This is a genomic window from Mesorhizobium sp. M1A.T.Ca.IN.004.03.1.1, from assembly GCF_003997555.1.
Taxonomy (GTDB): Bacteria; Pseudomonadota; Alphaproteobacteria; order Rhizobiales; family Rhizobiaceae; genus Mesorhizobium.
The window spans coordinates 112,788-127,307 of sequence record NZ_RZTV01000006.1; the positions used below are offsets into that span (position 1 = coordinate 112,788).

General features: G+C 66.6%; 14 protein-coding genes and 1 pseudogene. 5 read left to right on the forward strand and 10 right to left on the reverse strand.

The features are described from left to right. Positions 1-186: 186 nt before the first annotated feature. From EOD29_RS20325 to EOD29_RS20345, 5 genes are all read left to right on the forward strand, one after another. Positions 187-1,758 carry an NAD(P)/FAD-dependent oxidoreductase gene (locus EOD29_RS20325; protein ID WP_127247599.1) on the forward strand — a complete coding sequence of 524 codons (1,572 nt, stop codon included), beginning with the start codon at positions 187-189 and terminating at the stop codon, positions 1,756-1,758. After that, positions 1,758-2,240 carry a MarR family transcriptional regulator gene (locus EOD29_RS20330; protein ID WP_067324441.1) on the forward strand — a complete coding sequence of 161 codons (483 nt, stop codon included), beginning with the start codon at positions 1,758-1,760 and terminating at the stop codon, positions 2,238-2,240. Before EOD29_RS20325 ends, EOD29_RS20330 begins: the two co-directional genes overlap by 1 nt. Positions 2,241-2,289: 49 nt before the next feature. Then, positions 2,290-4,443, forward strand: coding sequence for an indolepyruvate ferredoxin oxidoreductase subunit alpha (locus tag EOD29_RS20335; RefSeq protein ID WP_127247600.1), 2,154 nt, complete (start codon positions 2,290-2,292; stop codon positions 4,441-4,443). Next, positions 4,436-6,019 (forward strand): indolepyruvate oxidoreductase subunit beta family protein, encoded by a 1,584-nt coding sequence (locus EOD29_RS20340; RefSeq protein ID WP_067324445.1) that lies wholly within the window; start codon positions 4,436-4,438, stop codon positions 6,017-6,019. The genes EOD29_RS20335 and EOD29_RS20340 overlap by 8 nt, the downstream gene beginning before the upstream one ends. Before the next feature lie 86 nt (positions 6,020-6,105). Next, complete coding sequence (locus EOD29_RS20345; RefSeq protein WP_127247601.1) at positions 6,106-6,369, forward strand: hypothetical protein; 264 nt, start codon at positions 6,106-6,108, stop codon at positions 6,367-6,369. A 350-nt stretch (positions 6,370-6,719) separates the two neighbouring features. Here EOD29_RS20345 and EOD29_RS20350 read toward each other — a convergent pair whose 3' ends face one another. The 10 genes and pseudogenes from EOD29_RS20350 to EOD29_RS20390 form a co-directional block, all read right to left on the reverse strand. Then, a complete protein-coding gene (locus EOD29_RS20350) occupies positions 6,720-7,958 on the reverse strand; it encodes a DUF1501 domain-containing protein (protein WP_127247602.1) in 1,239 nt (412 codons plus the stop codon). 16 nt (positions 7,959-7,974) lie between these two features. Continuing rightward, a complete protein-coding gene (locus EOD29_RS37185; protein WP_348630431.1) occupies positions 7,975-8,361 on the reverse strand; it encodes a DUF1800 family protein in 387 nt (128 codons plus the stop codon). After that, a pseudogene (locus tag EOD29_RS20355) lies at positions 8,253-9,560 on the reverse strand (DUF1800 family protein); the annotation flags it as partial. The pseudogene EOD29_RS20355 and the gene EOD29_RS37185, both read right to left, overlap by 109 nt. After that, positions 9,527-9,811 (reverse strand): hypothetical protein, encoded by a 285-nt coding sequence (locus EOD29_RS20360; protein WP_067003691.1) that lies wholly within the window; start codon positions 9,809-9,811, stop codon positions 9,527-9,529. The pseudogene EOD29_RS20355 and the gene EOD29_RS20360, both read right to left, overlap by 34 nt. Before the next feature lie 109 nt (positions 9,812-9,920). Further along, positions 9,921-10,367, reverse strand: coding sequence for a periplasmic heavy metal sensor (locus tag EOD29_RS20365; RefSeq protein ID WP_067003693.1), 447 nt, complete (start codon positions 10,365-10,367; stop codon positions 9,921-9,923). Then, positions 10,364-10,813 (reverse strand): hypothetical protein, encoded by a 450-nt coding sequence (locus EOD29_RS20370; RefSeq protein WP_127239504.1) that lies wholly within the window; start codon positions 10,811-10,813, stop codon positions 10,364-10,366. The genes EOD29_RS20365 and EOD29_RS20370 overlap by 4 nt, the downstream gene beginning before the upstream one ends. 40 nt (positions 10,814-10,853) lie before the next feature. Further along, a complete protein-coding gene (locus tag EOD29_RS20375) occupies positions 10,854-11,387 on the reverse strand; it encodes an RNA polymerase sigma factor (RefSeq protein ID WP_067324453.1) in 534 nt (177 codons plus the stop codon). A 45-nt stretch (positions 11,388-11,432) separates the two neighbouring features. Further along, positions 11,433-11,855 (reverse strand): acid-shock protein, encoded by a 423-nt coding sequence (locus EOD29_RS20380; protein ID WP_127247603.1) that lies wholly within the window; start codon positions 11,853-11,855, stop codon positions 11,433-11,435. A 155-nt stretch (positions 11,856-12,010) separates the two neighbouring features. Continuing rightward, entirely contained in the window at positions 12,011-12,199 is a 189-nt protein-coding gene (locus EOD29_RS20385; protein WP_067324751.1) for a DUF2158 domain-containing protein, read from the reverse strand. A 172-nt stretch (positions 12,200-12,371) separates the two neighbouring features. Next, entirely contained in the window at positions 12,372-14,117 is a 1,746-nt protein-coding gene (locus tag EOD29_RS20390; protein ID WP_067324753.1) for an adenylate/guanylate cyclase domain-containing protein, read from the reverse strand. Between the last annotated feature and the right edge of the window lie 403 nt (positions 14,118-14,520).

The window sequence follows — 14,520 nt, forward strand, 5'->3', positions numbered from 1 at the left end:
TCCCCCACAAGGGGGGAGATTGCACGTCACCTCCGCTTTCGCCAATCTCCGACGTCGTAGGATTGAGCAGGGCGCCGAAACTGCCAATCTCCCCCCAAGTGGGGGAGATGTCCGGCAGGACAGAGGGGGGCGCGAAGGAACTCGCCTTAGTGCGATTGACGTTCACTTCTCGATTGCGAGTGCGCAATGACCGCTGCCGATCACATCATCGTGGGCAGCGGCATCAACGCCCTGGTCTGCGCGGCGATGCTTGGCGCCAAGGGCGCCAAGGTGCTCGTGCTCGAACGCAACGACCGCATCGGCGGCTGCATGCGCACCGATGAGATCACGGCGCCCGGCTTCGTCCATGACGTGATGGCGACGACCTTCGTCCTGTTCATCACCTCGCCGGCCTATGCCGCGCTCGGCAAGGATCTTGCGCGGCACGGCCTGGAATTCTGTCACACGACCACACCCACCGGCGTGCTTCGGCCCGATGGCAGCCATGCCGTGCTCACCACCGACCGGGCCGCCAATATCGCGGCGCTGAACGCATTTGCCTCCGGCGATGGCGACCGTCATGGCGGCGATGTCGGCGACATCGAACGCAATGCCGGACTGCTCTTCGGCCTGCTCGGTGGCGCGCTCTGGTCCTATCCGACGACGAAGCTCATGGCCGGCGAGGCGTGGCGGCGCGGTCCGCGCGAGCTTGCCGCCGTCCTGGGCGAGGCGCTGGTGCCGGCGCGGGGCTGGCTGGAGACCGCGTACAAGTCCGACACCGTCCGCGCGCTCTGGGCGCCCTGGGTGCTGCATGCCGGGCTTGGGCCGGAAGACGCCTTCTCCGGGCAGATCGCCAAGGTCATCGCCTTCGCGCTGGAGGCGGCCGGCGCACCGATCGTCAAGGGCGGGGCGAGGACCCTGCTCGCCGCCTTCGAGGCATTGATCAAGGAGCGCGGCGGCGAAGTCCGCGTCAACGCCGACGTCGCCTCGATCGTCCAGGCCGGTGGCCGTGCCACCGGCGTCCGGCTCGCCTCCGGCGAGGCGCTGACGGCGGCAAAGGGCATCATCTGCTCGCTCACGCCGACGCAGCTCTATGGCCGTCTGCTCGGCAACGATGCGCCCGACGCAGCAACCAAGGCCACGCAGTCCTACCGCTACGGCAAGGGCAACTTCCAGCTCCACTACGCGCTGAACAAGCCGCCGGCCTGGCGCGGCGAGGGCCTCGACAAGGTGGCGCTGCTGCATCTGACGCCGGGACTCGATGGTGTGTCGAAAGCCTGCAACGAAGCGGTGCGCGGCCTGTTGCCGGAAGTGCCGACGATCTGCGTCGGCCAGCCCCACGCGCTCGATCCGTCGCGCTGTCCGCCGGGCAAGGCAATCCTGTGGCTGCAGCTTCCGGAAGCGCCGCGCCACATCAAGGGCGATGCCGCCGGCAAGCTCGAGGCCCCAGCCGATGGCCGCTGGAGCGAGGCGCTGCGCGAGCCCTACGCCGACCGCGTCGAGGCGATCCTCGCTCATCACATCGATGGTTTTCGCGACAGCATCATCGCGCGCCGCGCCTATTCGCCTGCCGATCTGGAAGCGATGAACATCAATCTGGTCGGCGGCGATCCCTATGGCGGCTCGTCCACCATCGACCAGTCCTTCCTGTGGCGGCCGTTCAAGGCCAGCCGCAATCACGAGACAGGCATTAAGGGCCTCTACCATATCGGCGCCTCGACGCACCCGGGCGCGGGGCTCGGCGGCGGCTCCGGCTTCCTGCTGGCGGAGAGGCTCTGATGGAACAGAAGCTTCCGGAAAAGCGCCAGCGCATCTCGACCCTCGGCCAGATCGGCCTGCAGCAATTCGCGCCCTATTTGATGAACCGCATCATGGGCCGCTACAACGCCACCCTGCGAGAAGACTTTCGCAAGCAGGGCCTGACCATTCCGCAGGTGCGCACGTTGGCCGTGCTCTCGGTCACCGACGGCATCACCGTCAACGACCTCTCGGTCTATACGGTGATCGAGCAATCGACCTTGAGTCGCACGCTCGACGCGCTGGAAGGCCAGGGCCTCGTGCGGCGCGAGCAGGGCGTCGCCGACAGCCGCTTCCGCCATGTGTTCCTGACCGATGACGGCCGGGCGCTTTTCACCCGCGCCTGGCCGGCCATGCATGATGCCTTCGAAGCGATGTTCGACGGCGTCGACGATGCCGAATATGCCGCGCTGATCGCGATTCTGCAGAAGATGCTGAAGAACATCCGCAAGCACGACATTTGAGTTTGACGTACGCGCCGCCGTCCAAACGGCGGTACGGAAGGAGGCAGAGATGGCCGAACGGTCTTTTGCCAAGGAAGTTGAAAAGCTGAGGCTTGGCGCCGGCCAGGAATTCGCGGGCGAGGGCATCCTCGCCATCACCAAGGCGCTGCTGCAATGCGGCGTCGGCTATGTCGGCGGCTACCAGGGCGCGCCGATCAGCCATCTGATGGATGTGCTCGCCGACGCGCAGGACATTCTGGGCGAGCTCGGCGTGCACTTCGAGGCGAGCGCCTCGGAAGCAACGGCCACCGCCATGCTTGCCGCATCCGTGCACTACCCGATCCGCGGTGCCGCCACCTTCAAGTCGACGGTGGGCACCAATGTCGCCTCGGACGCTTTGGCGAACCTCGCCTCGGGCGGCGTCACCGGCGGCGCGCTGATCATCGTCGGCGAGGACTATGGCGAGGGCTCCTCCATCATGCAGGAGCGCAGCCACGCCTTCGCCATGAAGAGCCAGGTCTGGCTGCTCGATCCGCGCCCGAACCTGCCCTCGATCGTCAAGGCGGTCGAGGATGGCTTCGAGCTGTCGGAGGCCTCCAACACGCCGGTCATGCTGCAGGTGCGCATCCGCTGCTGCCACGTCCATGGCCACTTCATCGCCAAGGATAACAAGCGGCCGCCTATGTCGGTTGCCGATGCGCTGTCGGCCCCGCGCCGCGACACCGGCCGCATCGTGCTGCCGCCTGCCTCCTTCCTGCACGAGAAGGAGAAGGTCGCAAAGCGCTGGCCGGCGGCGGTCGATTTCATCAAGAGCCGCAAGATCAACGAGGTCTTTGGGCCGGACAATGGCTCGATCGGCATCGTCATGCAGGGCGGCATGTACAATTCGGTCGTCCGCGCGCTGCAGCGGCTCGGCCTTGCCGACACCTATGGCGACACCGACGTGCCGCTTTATGTGCTGAACGCCGTCTATCCGCTCGTCGATGACGAGTTCCTTTCCTTCTGCGAGGGCAAACAGGCGGTGCTGGTCGTCGAAGAAGGCCAGCCCAACTATATCGAGCAGGCCTTTGCCGCGATGCTGCACAAGGCAGGGCGCGGCACCAAGCTGGTCGGCAAGGAGCATCTGCCGATGGCCGGCGAATATACCGGGCAGGTGATGCTGGACGGCATTGGCTCCTTCCTGCGCGCCTATGCTCCGCATCTGCTGCCCGGCGAGGTTCGCGCGCCGAACAAGCTGGGCGAGGGCGTCGACACGGCCGATCTCATCAATGTCGTTCCCGGCCGCCCGCCGGGCTTCTGCGTCGGCTGTCCGGAGCGGCCGATCTTCGCTGCGACCAAGCTGGTCGAGCAGGAGCTTGGCAAGCACCACATCGCTTCCGACATCGGCTGCCACCTGTTCTCGATCATGCCGCCCTTCGAGCTCGGCGCCACCACCATGGGCTACGGCCTCGGGCCGGCCTCGGCTTCAGCCTTCAATTCGCCGGAAGCGAAACGCCGCTCGATCTCCTTCGTCGGCGACGGCGGCTTCTGGCATAACGGTCTCACCTCCTCGATCGGCAACGCCGTCTTCAACAAGAATGACGGCGTCATCGTCATCGTCGACAATTTTTACTCGGCCGCCACCGGCGGCCAGGACATCCTGTCCTCGCGCGCCTCGAACCGCACCAAGTCCACAAAACATCCGATCACCGAAGCGGTGAAAGGCATGGGCGTCAAATGGCTGCGCCACATCGACCGCACCTATGACGTCGGCAAGATGCGCGACACGCTGCGCGAGGCGCTGACCACCGAGGAGAAGGGGCCGAAGGTCATCGTCGCCTCGTCCGAATGCATGCTGAACCGCCAGCGCCGCGAGAGGCCGCTGGTCGACAAGGCGGTCAAGGGCGGCGAGCGGGTCGTCAAGCCGAAATTCGGCGTCGACGAGGACGTCTGCACCGGCGACCACGCCTGCATGCGGCTCTCCGGCTGTCCGTCGCTCTCGGTGAAGTCGCTCGACGATCCGCTGCGCGACGATCCGGTCGCTTCGATCGACCAGAACTGTGTCGGCTGCGGCAATTGCGGCGAGGTGGCGGATGCGGCCGTGCTCTGTCCCTCCTTCTACCGCGCCGATGTCGTGCACAATCCGAGCCGCTGGGACCGTTTCCTGGAAAGCGCGCGCCGCGCCGCGATCGGCCGGTTGCAGCGCCGCCGCGAGAGTCGCCGTTTGATGTTCGCCGATGCTTGAGCAGGCTTCACCGCTGCGCCCGAAGCCGGGCGCCTCTGATGACGAGCGGGTGATAAAACTCGCCGTGCTTGCCGTCGGCGGCCAGGGCGGCGGCGTGCTCGCCGATTGGATCACCGACGTCGCCGAGCGCAGCGGCTACATTGCGCAATCGACGTCGGTGGCGGGAGTCGCCCAGCGCACGGGGGCCACGATCTATTACATCGAGATGGCCCGCGACACCGGCCGGCTGCCGGTCTTCGCGCTGTCGCCGTCGCAGGGCGACGTCGACATCTTGATCGCCGCCGAGCTGATGGAGGCTGGCCGCGCCATCATCCGCGGTTTCGTCACGCCCGAGCGCACGACGCTGATCGCCTCCTCGCACCGCATCGCCGCCGTCTCGGAAAAGATCGAGCCGGGCGACGGCCGCGCCTCGTCGGAAAAGGTGCATGCGACGGCCGAGGCGGCCGCCAAGCGCTTCATCGCCTTCGACATGGAAAAGATCGCCGCCGAGCACGGCACGATGATCTCGGCCAGCCTGCTCGGCGCGCTGGCCGGTTCTGACGCGCTGCCCTTCGCGCGCGAAAACTACGAGCAGGCGATCGGCGCCGGTGGCCGTGGCGTGAAGGCCAGCCTTTCCGCCTTCGGCGCCGCCTATGACCGGGCGCGCGGCATCGCGGTCGCGACAGCCGGGGATAACGCAACCGGGAAGCCTGCCGCTCCCGACACCACACCAACGGCGAAGATCAGTGGTCCCGAAACGCTGCTGAAGGGCTGGCAGGAACTCGTCGCCCGCGTTGCGGCGCTGCCCGCGCCGGTGCGCGACATGACCGAGCGCGGCCTGAGGAAGGTCGTCGACTTCCAGGACATCGCCTATGGCGGCGAATATCTCGACCGGCTGGACAAGGCGATCGCGCTGGACAATGCGGAGCGTGGCCATGCGCTGTCGGTCGCGGCGGCGAAACATCTGGCCAACGCCATGTGCTATGACGACATGATCCGCGTCGCCGACCTCAAGACGCGTTCGACCCGCGACAGGCGCGTGCGCAAGGAAGTCGGTGTCAGGGAAGGCTTGGTCCTGCAGGTCACTGAATATTTCCATCCGCGCATCGAGGAATTCTGCGGCACGCTGCCGCTAGCAATCGGCAGTTACATCGAGAACCGCCCGAAGCTCGCCGCCTTCCTTGACCGCCGCATCAACCGCGGCCGCCATATCCGCACCGACAGTTTCACCGGTTTCGCCATGCTCTGGTTCATCGGCGGCCTGCGCCGCTGGCGCCGCCGCCTGCTGCGCCACAAGGTCGAGGTCGAGCATCTGGAGCGCTGGTACGGCTTGGCGCTTGCCCATGCGCGCGAAAACTATGCGCTTGGGCTGGAGATCCTGAATTGCCGCCGCCTGATCAAGGGCTACAGCGACACCCACGCCCGTGCCCAGTCGAAATTCGACCGCGTGCTCTCGGCGCTTGTCATGCTCGAGGGCCGCGAAGACGCCGCCGACTGGATCCGCCGCCTGCGCGAAGCGGCGCTGAAGGACGAAAAGGGCGACGTGCTCGACGGCGCGCTGAAGACCGTGGCGACGCTCGACGACGCCGCCCGATAACGAGGATGTGATCCATCCTCCTCCGACGGATTTCGACCCTGTCGTCCGTTTCACGGCGGTAGGGATGAATCACGGAGACGAACTTTATGCTCACCAAATATTTGCTGCCGTTCGCATTGGCCGCCGGCACTTTGATGCTCTCCGCCGGCGCGCAGGCCATGCCGATGGCAAAGCCCAGCGCTGCGCCGCTGCCGGTCGAGACGATCGGCTGGCGCTGCGGTCCTGGTTGGCACGTGAATCACTGGGGCAGATGCGTGCCGAACGGTCGCCGGTTCATCCGGCCCGTGCGCCACTGGCATCCGGGCTTCCGGTATCACCACCGCTGGCATCCCGGCTATTGGAGCTGGTGATCGCTGTCGGATCGCCATCGACGCCCGCGCCGGCAACGGCGCGGGCTTTTTCGACTTACACGAGGCAGTCATGTCGGAGGGCTTCCCGAAAGCGGTCCTAGACTAATTTGCTGAAGTCCCTCGGCTTCGTCATCCACGGGCGGAGCGGGAGCGAAGCGGACGCGGAGACCCATCCATGCCGTTACCTTTAATCGTAGAATCCAGCGGAGCAGAATTCTGCCTCGCAGCGACGCCTCAACTTCACAGGATGGATGCTAGGATCTGCATGCGTCGCTTCGCTTCCTTGCTCCGCCCGACAATGACGAATGACAGCAGACGCCGCACCTGTCACCGATGGGCAAAGTCGAGGCTCACGCCACCAAATCCCGCATCGGCTTCACCCCTCCTGACTCCGGAAACACCTTGTCGCCGAGCACGGCGGCGGAGAGCCCGAACTGCTCGGCAAGCAACCCCTTCAGCACCGCGCGCACATCGCTGGTTGGCGCGAGGTCGCGGCCTTGGTAGAGCTGAGCCGGCTTCAGCCCCGGCCAGTCGGCGATGACGCGGCCACCTTTGATCGCGCCGCCGGCGAGCAGCACTACCGTGCCGGTGCCGTGGTCCGTGCCGACGGTGCCGTTGACGCGGGCGGTGCGGCCGAATTCGGTGATGGCGACGATCGCGGTGTCCTTCCAGCGCTCGCCGAGCCCTTTCTCGAATTCCTCGAAGGCGCCATCGAGGCCGCCGAGCAGCTTGGCGAGCCGCCCGGTGGCGCCGCCCTCGTTGACATGCGTGTCCCAGCCGTCGAAGGCCAGCGCCGCAATGCGCGGCCCGTCGTCGGCCGCCATCAGTTTCGCCGCGCCTTGCGCGGACTGGCGCATGCCGGCAGCGTTGGCGAGGCCGCCGCGGGGTTTCATCGTGCTGCCATCGAGCTGGTCGCTCATCGCCATGCGGTCGGCGTCGAGGCCCTTCTGCAGCACCGCTGCCAGCACCGGGTCGCGATGGTTGTAGAGGTCGAGCACACGCTCCGCCAGCGCATCGCTGGGCGTCGGCAGCGCCTGCGGCGCCCAGCCGAGCACGGGTGCTGCGCCACGGATCACCAGCGGCATCGATGGGCCCACCGCCAGCCCGCCGAGCTTGGCCACTCTTTCACCTGCCGGGAGGCTGGCTATCGCCCGATTCAGCCAACCGGTTGTGGCGTTGCCAGGGCCCGGCAGGCCGCTCTCCAGCACATCCTGGCCGTCGAAATGCGAGCGGTCGCGGTAGCCGGTCGCGGCCGCGTGCACCGCGGCCGCCTGACCTGCCTTGAACAGCCGCGCGAACACCGGCATCGCGGGATTGATCGCGAAGAAGCTGTCGAGCGGCAGCGCCGCATTGGCGCCGGAGAGCGACAGCGCGATGTCGCCATGCAGGCCGGCATAGTCGGGGTCACCGAGCGGGCCGATCGTCGACAGCCCATCCAGCGCGCCGCGCAATATGATGACGATCAGGCGCGGATCGCGATGGTCGGCGGCGCGGGCGAAGCGTGGCAGACAGGCCCAGGCAAACAGCGCGCCGCCTGTCGTCAGCACGGCGCGCCGAGATGGATTCGGCGTTTCACAAAGAAGACTCATGCCGCTTCTCCATTGTTCACCGGCGTTGAAATTCCGGCGCCATCAGCAGCAGCGCCAGGCCTTGCTGTTTGGACTCGGCGCGCGCGATCGCTTGGCGCGTCTCGGCCGAGGCGGAGGCGCCGATCACGGCGGAAAGCATGTCATCGGGATTGCCGATGTCGCTCGCCTGACGAGCCGCTTGCCAGGCGATGTCGAGGCGCGTCTTGAGGTCTTCGGCGGACGCCCAGCTATCCGTCCGGTCGGAAAAGCGTTCGGCCCGGGCGGTTGCCAGAGCGGCTCGCCCAGCGCCCTTAGCCAGCGCAGCGTTCGTTGCGGCTCTTTCCCGGTGGTGGAGCCGATCGCCCGCCGGACCGCTACGGCATAGTCCAACGGCGAGCGCAATTTTGTCAGCGGCAGCGACCAGGCTTCAGGCAGATCGACCAGTGCAAGCGCGAGCGCGCGCAGGTCGCCGTCCGTCTTGGTGAAGATCTCGGCAAGGCGGTCGACTACAGCCGCCGGCGGATCGTCGGCAATGAAATGGCGGGCAAGCTTGGTAGCGATGTGGCGCGCGGTCGCCGGCTGGCGGGCGATGTCGTTGAGCGCGGCCTCGGCCTGGACCATGCCGCCGGCCGGGTAGGTCTTGCCGAGCAGCACCGCCTCGCCAGGCTGATGCGCATCGGGGTCGAACACAAATGTGCCGGGCTCTCCGAGGCGGCCCTTCCGCCCGGCCATCGTCCAGCCGGTGAGCGCTCCCGCGAAACTCGTGACATCCGCCTGGCTATAGCCGCCGTCGACGCCCAGTGTGTGCAATTCCAGGATCTCGCGGGCGAGGTTCTCGTTGAGGCCGCGGCCGCGCCTTTTTCCGGCGCGCGAATCCGGTCCGGCCGATTGTCGGTTGTCGAGGTAGAACAGCATCGCCGGGTGATGCTCGACGGCCAGCAGCATGTCGGCGAAGCGGCCGAGCACGAAGGGGCGGACAGCCTCGCGCTCGAAAGCGCCGGCGCAGGCCCGCACGAGTTGGCCCTTGGCGGTCGAGACGCAGAAATGGTTCGACCAGAAACCGACCAGTCTTTCGACAAAGCCCGGTGCGGCACCGAGCGCCTTGTCGAAACGGGCTTGCGCTTCATCCCGATAGATATCGGCCTCGACCGGCGGCACGCCTGACTTGCGTTTTGCCTCGGCTGAGCCGTCCGAAGTGTCTGCCGCAGGCTGCATGGCGGGCGCTGGCTTCTCCCGCGCTGCCTTGCGCTCCGCGGCGGCAGCCATGCTGGCCTGGATCGCGGCGGTGCTGTCCAACAAGCCGGCATTTTTTGAATCGTCGGCCGAGACAAGCGCGACATCCAACAGCTCGAGCTCGGCCTTCAGATAACCGCTCGCATCGGCCGCAATCTTGCCGAGATCGTCACCAGGTTTCGCGCCAAGCCCGAAGCGGTTGAGCGCGACCAAGGCTGGATCGGGCGGAACGGCATTTGGAACGGATAGAGCCAACAGAGCCTCCGTCGGGGACCGACGCAGGTCGCGTCGGCGGCAATATCCACGGTCGAAAGGCCTTATGACGCCGGAGTCGGCATGATGAGGCCGGCAGGGGCTTACCAGCGGCGCCAGTAACGATCGCCGTGCCACGGACGCCAGGCCGGGCCGATATAGACGCTTGGGCCACCCCAGTAGTAATAGCCCGGATAGATCACGCGGCGGTTGGGCACGCAGCGACCCCACCGGTTGGGGTGCCAGCCGGGGCCGCAGCCCCAGGCCACATGCTCGACAATCGCAGGCGCCGCAGGCGCCGCAAGCGGCATTGCCGAGGCTGCACTTGCCGCGGCAGTCCCGCCGATGGCAAGCGCAGCCGCAACAGAATATTTCGTCAGACCATTCATGGGATACTCCGAAGTTTCTCGAGGTTGAACCGGCCACGTCGCGTTCGCGTGGCGGCAGGCGTGTCCCTCTTTTTCTTTGAACGGAGACGGCCGGCGCTTTCCGTCGCTCTTATGGCGTATTTTTTGCCGGGATGGGCCGCTGCCTGCCGACATGACGCAATAGGGCGTCGGCCAGCAGCTTACGGTCATCTAGCGGGCTCGACGCGGCGAATTCGACGATGCGCTGTTCCAGCCGGCTGCGGATGGTGGCGTCGGCATTGCGCGCCCGCTCCAGGGCTGCGGCCAGAGCGTTGGCGTCGAGCGTCGGCTGCTGCAAGAGGTTGGCCGCCTCACGCCGCGCCTGCTGTCCGTCGAGGATGACTGCGCGCGACTCGCGCCGAACCTCGCGCAGCGCCTGGCGGAATACCTTGCGGTCGCTGGCGGGAAGCTGACCGCCGGCCGATTCCAGCGAATAGCCGCCTCCGGAACGGCCGATCAGCCAGCCTGCACCGCCGGCGACGGCACCGATCAGGAAGACGTTCAGCACCAGCGATGCCGCGAAAAGACGAGCGCTCATAGGTCCTCCGTGTCGGCGTCGGGACCGGCATCGCCGAACGACGTTGCGTTGGCATCCATCACATAGTGGTCGGACGTGGCATCTGGCGTGACAACGGTGACCAGCGCCAGCCCGACCACGGCGCCGGCAAGGCCGACGCCGGCAAGTCCAAAGCCCAGCCACCAAAACCGGCGGCGCCGCCCCTGGCTGAGCTGCGTGGTGGCCCGTGCGACAATCTCGCCATGCAGCGTCCGGCTTGGGGCCTCGACGTGATGACGGTCGAGAATGGCATCGAGCCTGCCGGCGGTCGCCAGAATGGCGCGACCCTCTTCGCTCTCCGCAAACAGCGTGGCGGCAGCCTGGTCGGCCCGCGGCCAGCGATGCAGGGCGCTGCCATAGGCGTCCGCAAGTGCAGCGAAGCGTTGGACACTCATCGCCCCGTCAGCGGCCTTTCTTTCGTCAGCCATCTCGTTTCCCCTTCCACGGGTCCCAACCGCCGCCAGCTGCTCAGTCATCGCCATCTCCGATGAGCATGGCTTGCAGCGAGCGTCGACCCCGCGCGAGCAGGCTTTCCAGCGCATCGACGCTGACCTGCATGGCGCCGGCGGCCTCGATGTTGGACATCTCCTGATAATAGACGAGCACGATCGCCTCGCGCTGGCGCGGCGCGATGCGCAGCAGCGCCTGCTGGACGCGCCGGCCTTCGTCTCCGGCGTCGGGAAGCGGTGCCTCATCCGCCGCCTCCGGCAGTTCGTCCGTCACCCATTCGCGGCGCCGCCGCAGCCGGTCGTAGCAGAGGTTGAGCGCCACCCGGTGGACCCAGGTGTCGAAACGCGCATGACCCTGGCGCCAGCCCGAGGCATGACGCCAGATGCGCACGAAGGTCTCCTGGGCGACGTCCTCGGCCTCGGCGGCATCGCCGAGCATGCGGGTGGCGAGCGAAAGCAGGCGCGGCAGCTTGCGCGCCACCATCGCCTGCACGGCGGCTTGATCGCCGGCACCGATGCGCCGTACCAGTTCCTCGTCCGGATCGGCGCCCATCAATCGGGGCGCTCCCAATGATCATCGTGCTGCATAACCTCTCGGTCATTGCTCCTGATTGGGAGCGGTTTTGTGGCCCGGCCGTTCCTCGGCGCTCATCACGCCATCGCCGTTCTTGTCGAGCCTGGCGAAGCGCTTGGCCAAGAAGGCGTCGAGCTCCGATTTGTCGACGAAGCCGTCCTTGTTGGCGTCCATCCGCGCGAAGGATTTGGCCGGATCGCCCTTGGCCTTGCGCTGGGTCTGGAACGCCGTCCACTCGGCGAGGCTGACCTTGCCGTCGCCGTCGGTGTCCGCCCGCATGAAAGTCTTTTCCCGGCGCGCCTCGAACTTTTCCAGGGTAATGCCGGGCCTGGCGGAGGCGGACGCGATTGGCGCCGGCTGCGCCGGCGCGGTGGCAGGCGTCGCTGTCTGGGCGGCCGCGGCGGCCTGCAGGCCAAGGGCAACGACAAATATCGAACGGCGGATCATGCTCTCGTCTCCGGTTGCGCATGGCCATTGGCGGCCACGCTTCAGCCGTTAAACGCGGCAACAGGGAAAATCCGTCGGTCGTTTCTGACGAGACAATTAGCAAGAGTCCGGCAAGAAGCCGGGCCGGAGCCGATCGGGAACGAGGGTGAGCGAAACTATTTCCGTTCGTCGACCACCATCAGCTGATCCGGCTTGAAGCCGGCATGTTGCGGGGTCCAGACGTCGCCGTCACGGTTGAACCAGTGGCACAGATACGTGCCCGAGGCAGCGCCATCACTCACCGTCATCTCCGGGCCTCCGGATTTTAGCCTGACGATGTCACCGGTCTTGAAAGTGTTGGGCATTTTGGCCTCCTTGCTAGAGACCGGGAGTTTCCCACCAACAGCGATTCTCGACAATGCCCGAGATTCGCTGCAAAGCCCGGAAGAGCGTGCGTTCCGCTTTCAGCCTCTGGATAAAGGAGGTCGCCTGGCCGCACGCGGCGCGCAGGAGAGGGCATCGTTGCAGCCGCTGCGATCACTCCGGCACGCCGGCGATGCCCAGCGCCTCGACGTAGCGCTCGGCGAACACCTTGTCCAGCCACGGGTTGATCTGTCTCTGCAGGGTGAGCGTGAAGGTCGGGAACGCCTCCATCAGGCGGCGCGCCGCGGCCTGCGCCTCGTCCAGCCGGTTGAGCTTGACCAGCGCCATGATCACCACGCGGTGCGAGGAGCCGTAGTTCGGCATCTCGTGCAGCGCGCGTTCTCCCCATGCCAGCGCTTCCTCGTAGCGCTCGAGCATCAGATAGCTCATCCCGATGCCGGAGAGCGCGATGCCTTTCTCGGGGTCGACCGGACTCAGCCGCATCGCCCTGTGAAAGTGCTCGATCGCCACGAGCGGGCGGCTGGAATGCGCGTTCACCCAGCCGCTGCCGGTATGGCCCTGCGCCGAGTTGGGGTTGAGCAGCAGGGACCGTTCGATCGTGCCCAGCGCCATCTCGTATTCCTTCGCGCTATAGGCGATCACCTGCGCCGCGAAGCGCAGGCTCGTGGGGTCGTCGCGCGCTTCCGCCAGCACCTCGCGCGCCATACGCGCGGCGACTCGCACATCGTCGGGTTCGTGCCAGCACTGGCTCACGGATAAGCTGCGGATATAGGCGCCGAGTGCCTTCGCCAAGGTGAAGCCCGGGTCGATGCTGAGCGCCTCGTTGGTGAGTCGGCGTACATCGGCAAAGCCTTCGCGCGTCATGCTGTAGAAGCGCGGCAGTGCGCGAAGATAGAGGTCGTAGGCGCTGATGTAGTCGGTCGGCTTCATGCGCGCCTGCTTGATCTCCTCCAGCCGGATGCTCGGCTCGACAGCACCGACGACGCTCTCGGTCACCTTGTCCTGCAAGTCGAAGATGTCGCTCACGTCGCCTTCGAAGCGGCCGGTCCAGACATGGTGACCGCTGATCGCGTCAACCAACTGCCCGCTGATGCGCACGCGAGATCCGGCTCTGCGGATGCTGCCTTCGAGCACGTAGCGGACGCCCAGCTCGCGCCCGACCTGGCGCAGGTCGACCGCCCGGCCCTTGTAGGTGAAGGACGAGTTGCGGGCGATCACGAAGAAGGAGTTCACCCGGCTCAATCCCGTGATGATGTCCTCGACCAGCCCGTCGGCGAAGTATTCCTGGTCAGGGTCGCCGCTCATGTTGGTGAAAGGCAAAACCGCGATCGAGGGCTTCTCGGGCAGGGGAGGCGGTGCAGCCACCGAGGCGCTGGCGTCGGTCTCGACGCGGTAGGCGCGCACGGGCCGCTCGATGTTCTTGAGGCGCAGGTTGCCGAGCGGCGTGAAGCCGCAGTCGAGCTTGCCCTGGAGGTGGTCGTAGGCGGTGCCCGAGACGACCACGGTCCCGGGATCGGCGGCGCTTTCGAGGCGGGCGGCGATGTTGACCCCGTCGCCGTAGAGGTCGCCGTCCTCCTCGCAGACCACGTCGCCGAGATTGACGCCGATGCGCAAGCGAATCCGCTCTTCCTCCGGCGTTTCCGCCTCGTGTTCCGCCACAGCCTGCTGGATCGCCACCGCCGATGTCACCGCATTGACGACGCTCGCGAATTCGCAGAGCATGCCGTCGCCGGTGAGCTTGACGATGCGCCCCTGGTTCTCGGAAACCAGCGGTTCGAGGAGGTCCTTGCGGTAGGCCTTCAGCCGCTCGAGCGTGCCGCGTTCGTCGCGCTCCGTCAGGCGCGAATAGCCAACCACGTCGCAAGCCAGGATCGCTGCGAGGTGGCGCTGCGTGCTCATTGCACGGCTCAGCCAGGCGCCTGCACGCGGGCCGTCCCGCGTCCATGTCCTGCCGGTTTCCATGCGCCTCACCTGCACGCTATCCATCTTTCCCAATCTCCGCCCGTCGCTGGAACGGAGAGCAACCTGACCTTGCCCTCACGAGATTCCGCTATCCAGCTTGCGAAGCGTGGAGCGTTCAGTCGCGCGCTACAGCCAACCAACGACCCGCCCACGCAGCCTCTGGGGACGCTGACGCCACTTCCAGAAGGCCGGGGATGTTGGCTGCCCTATGTAACCGGTTGACGCCACCGTGGCGGCGCTTTTGTATCGGCATCACACCGAACACTCACGCTTGGAGGTGCTGAGGTCGGCAAGCGGCGAAATGCTGCCGTACGACGCCGCAGCGTTTCGGCTTAGGGCG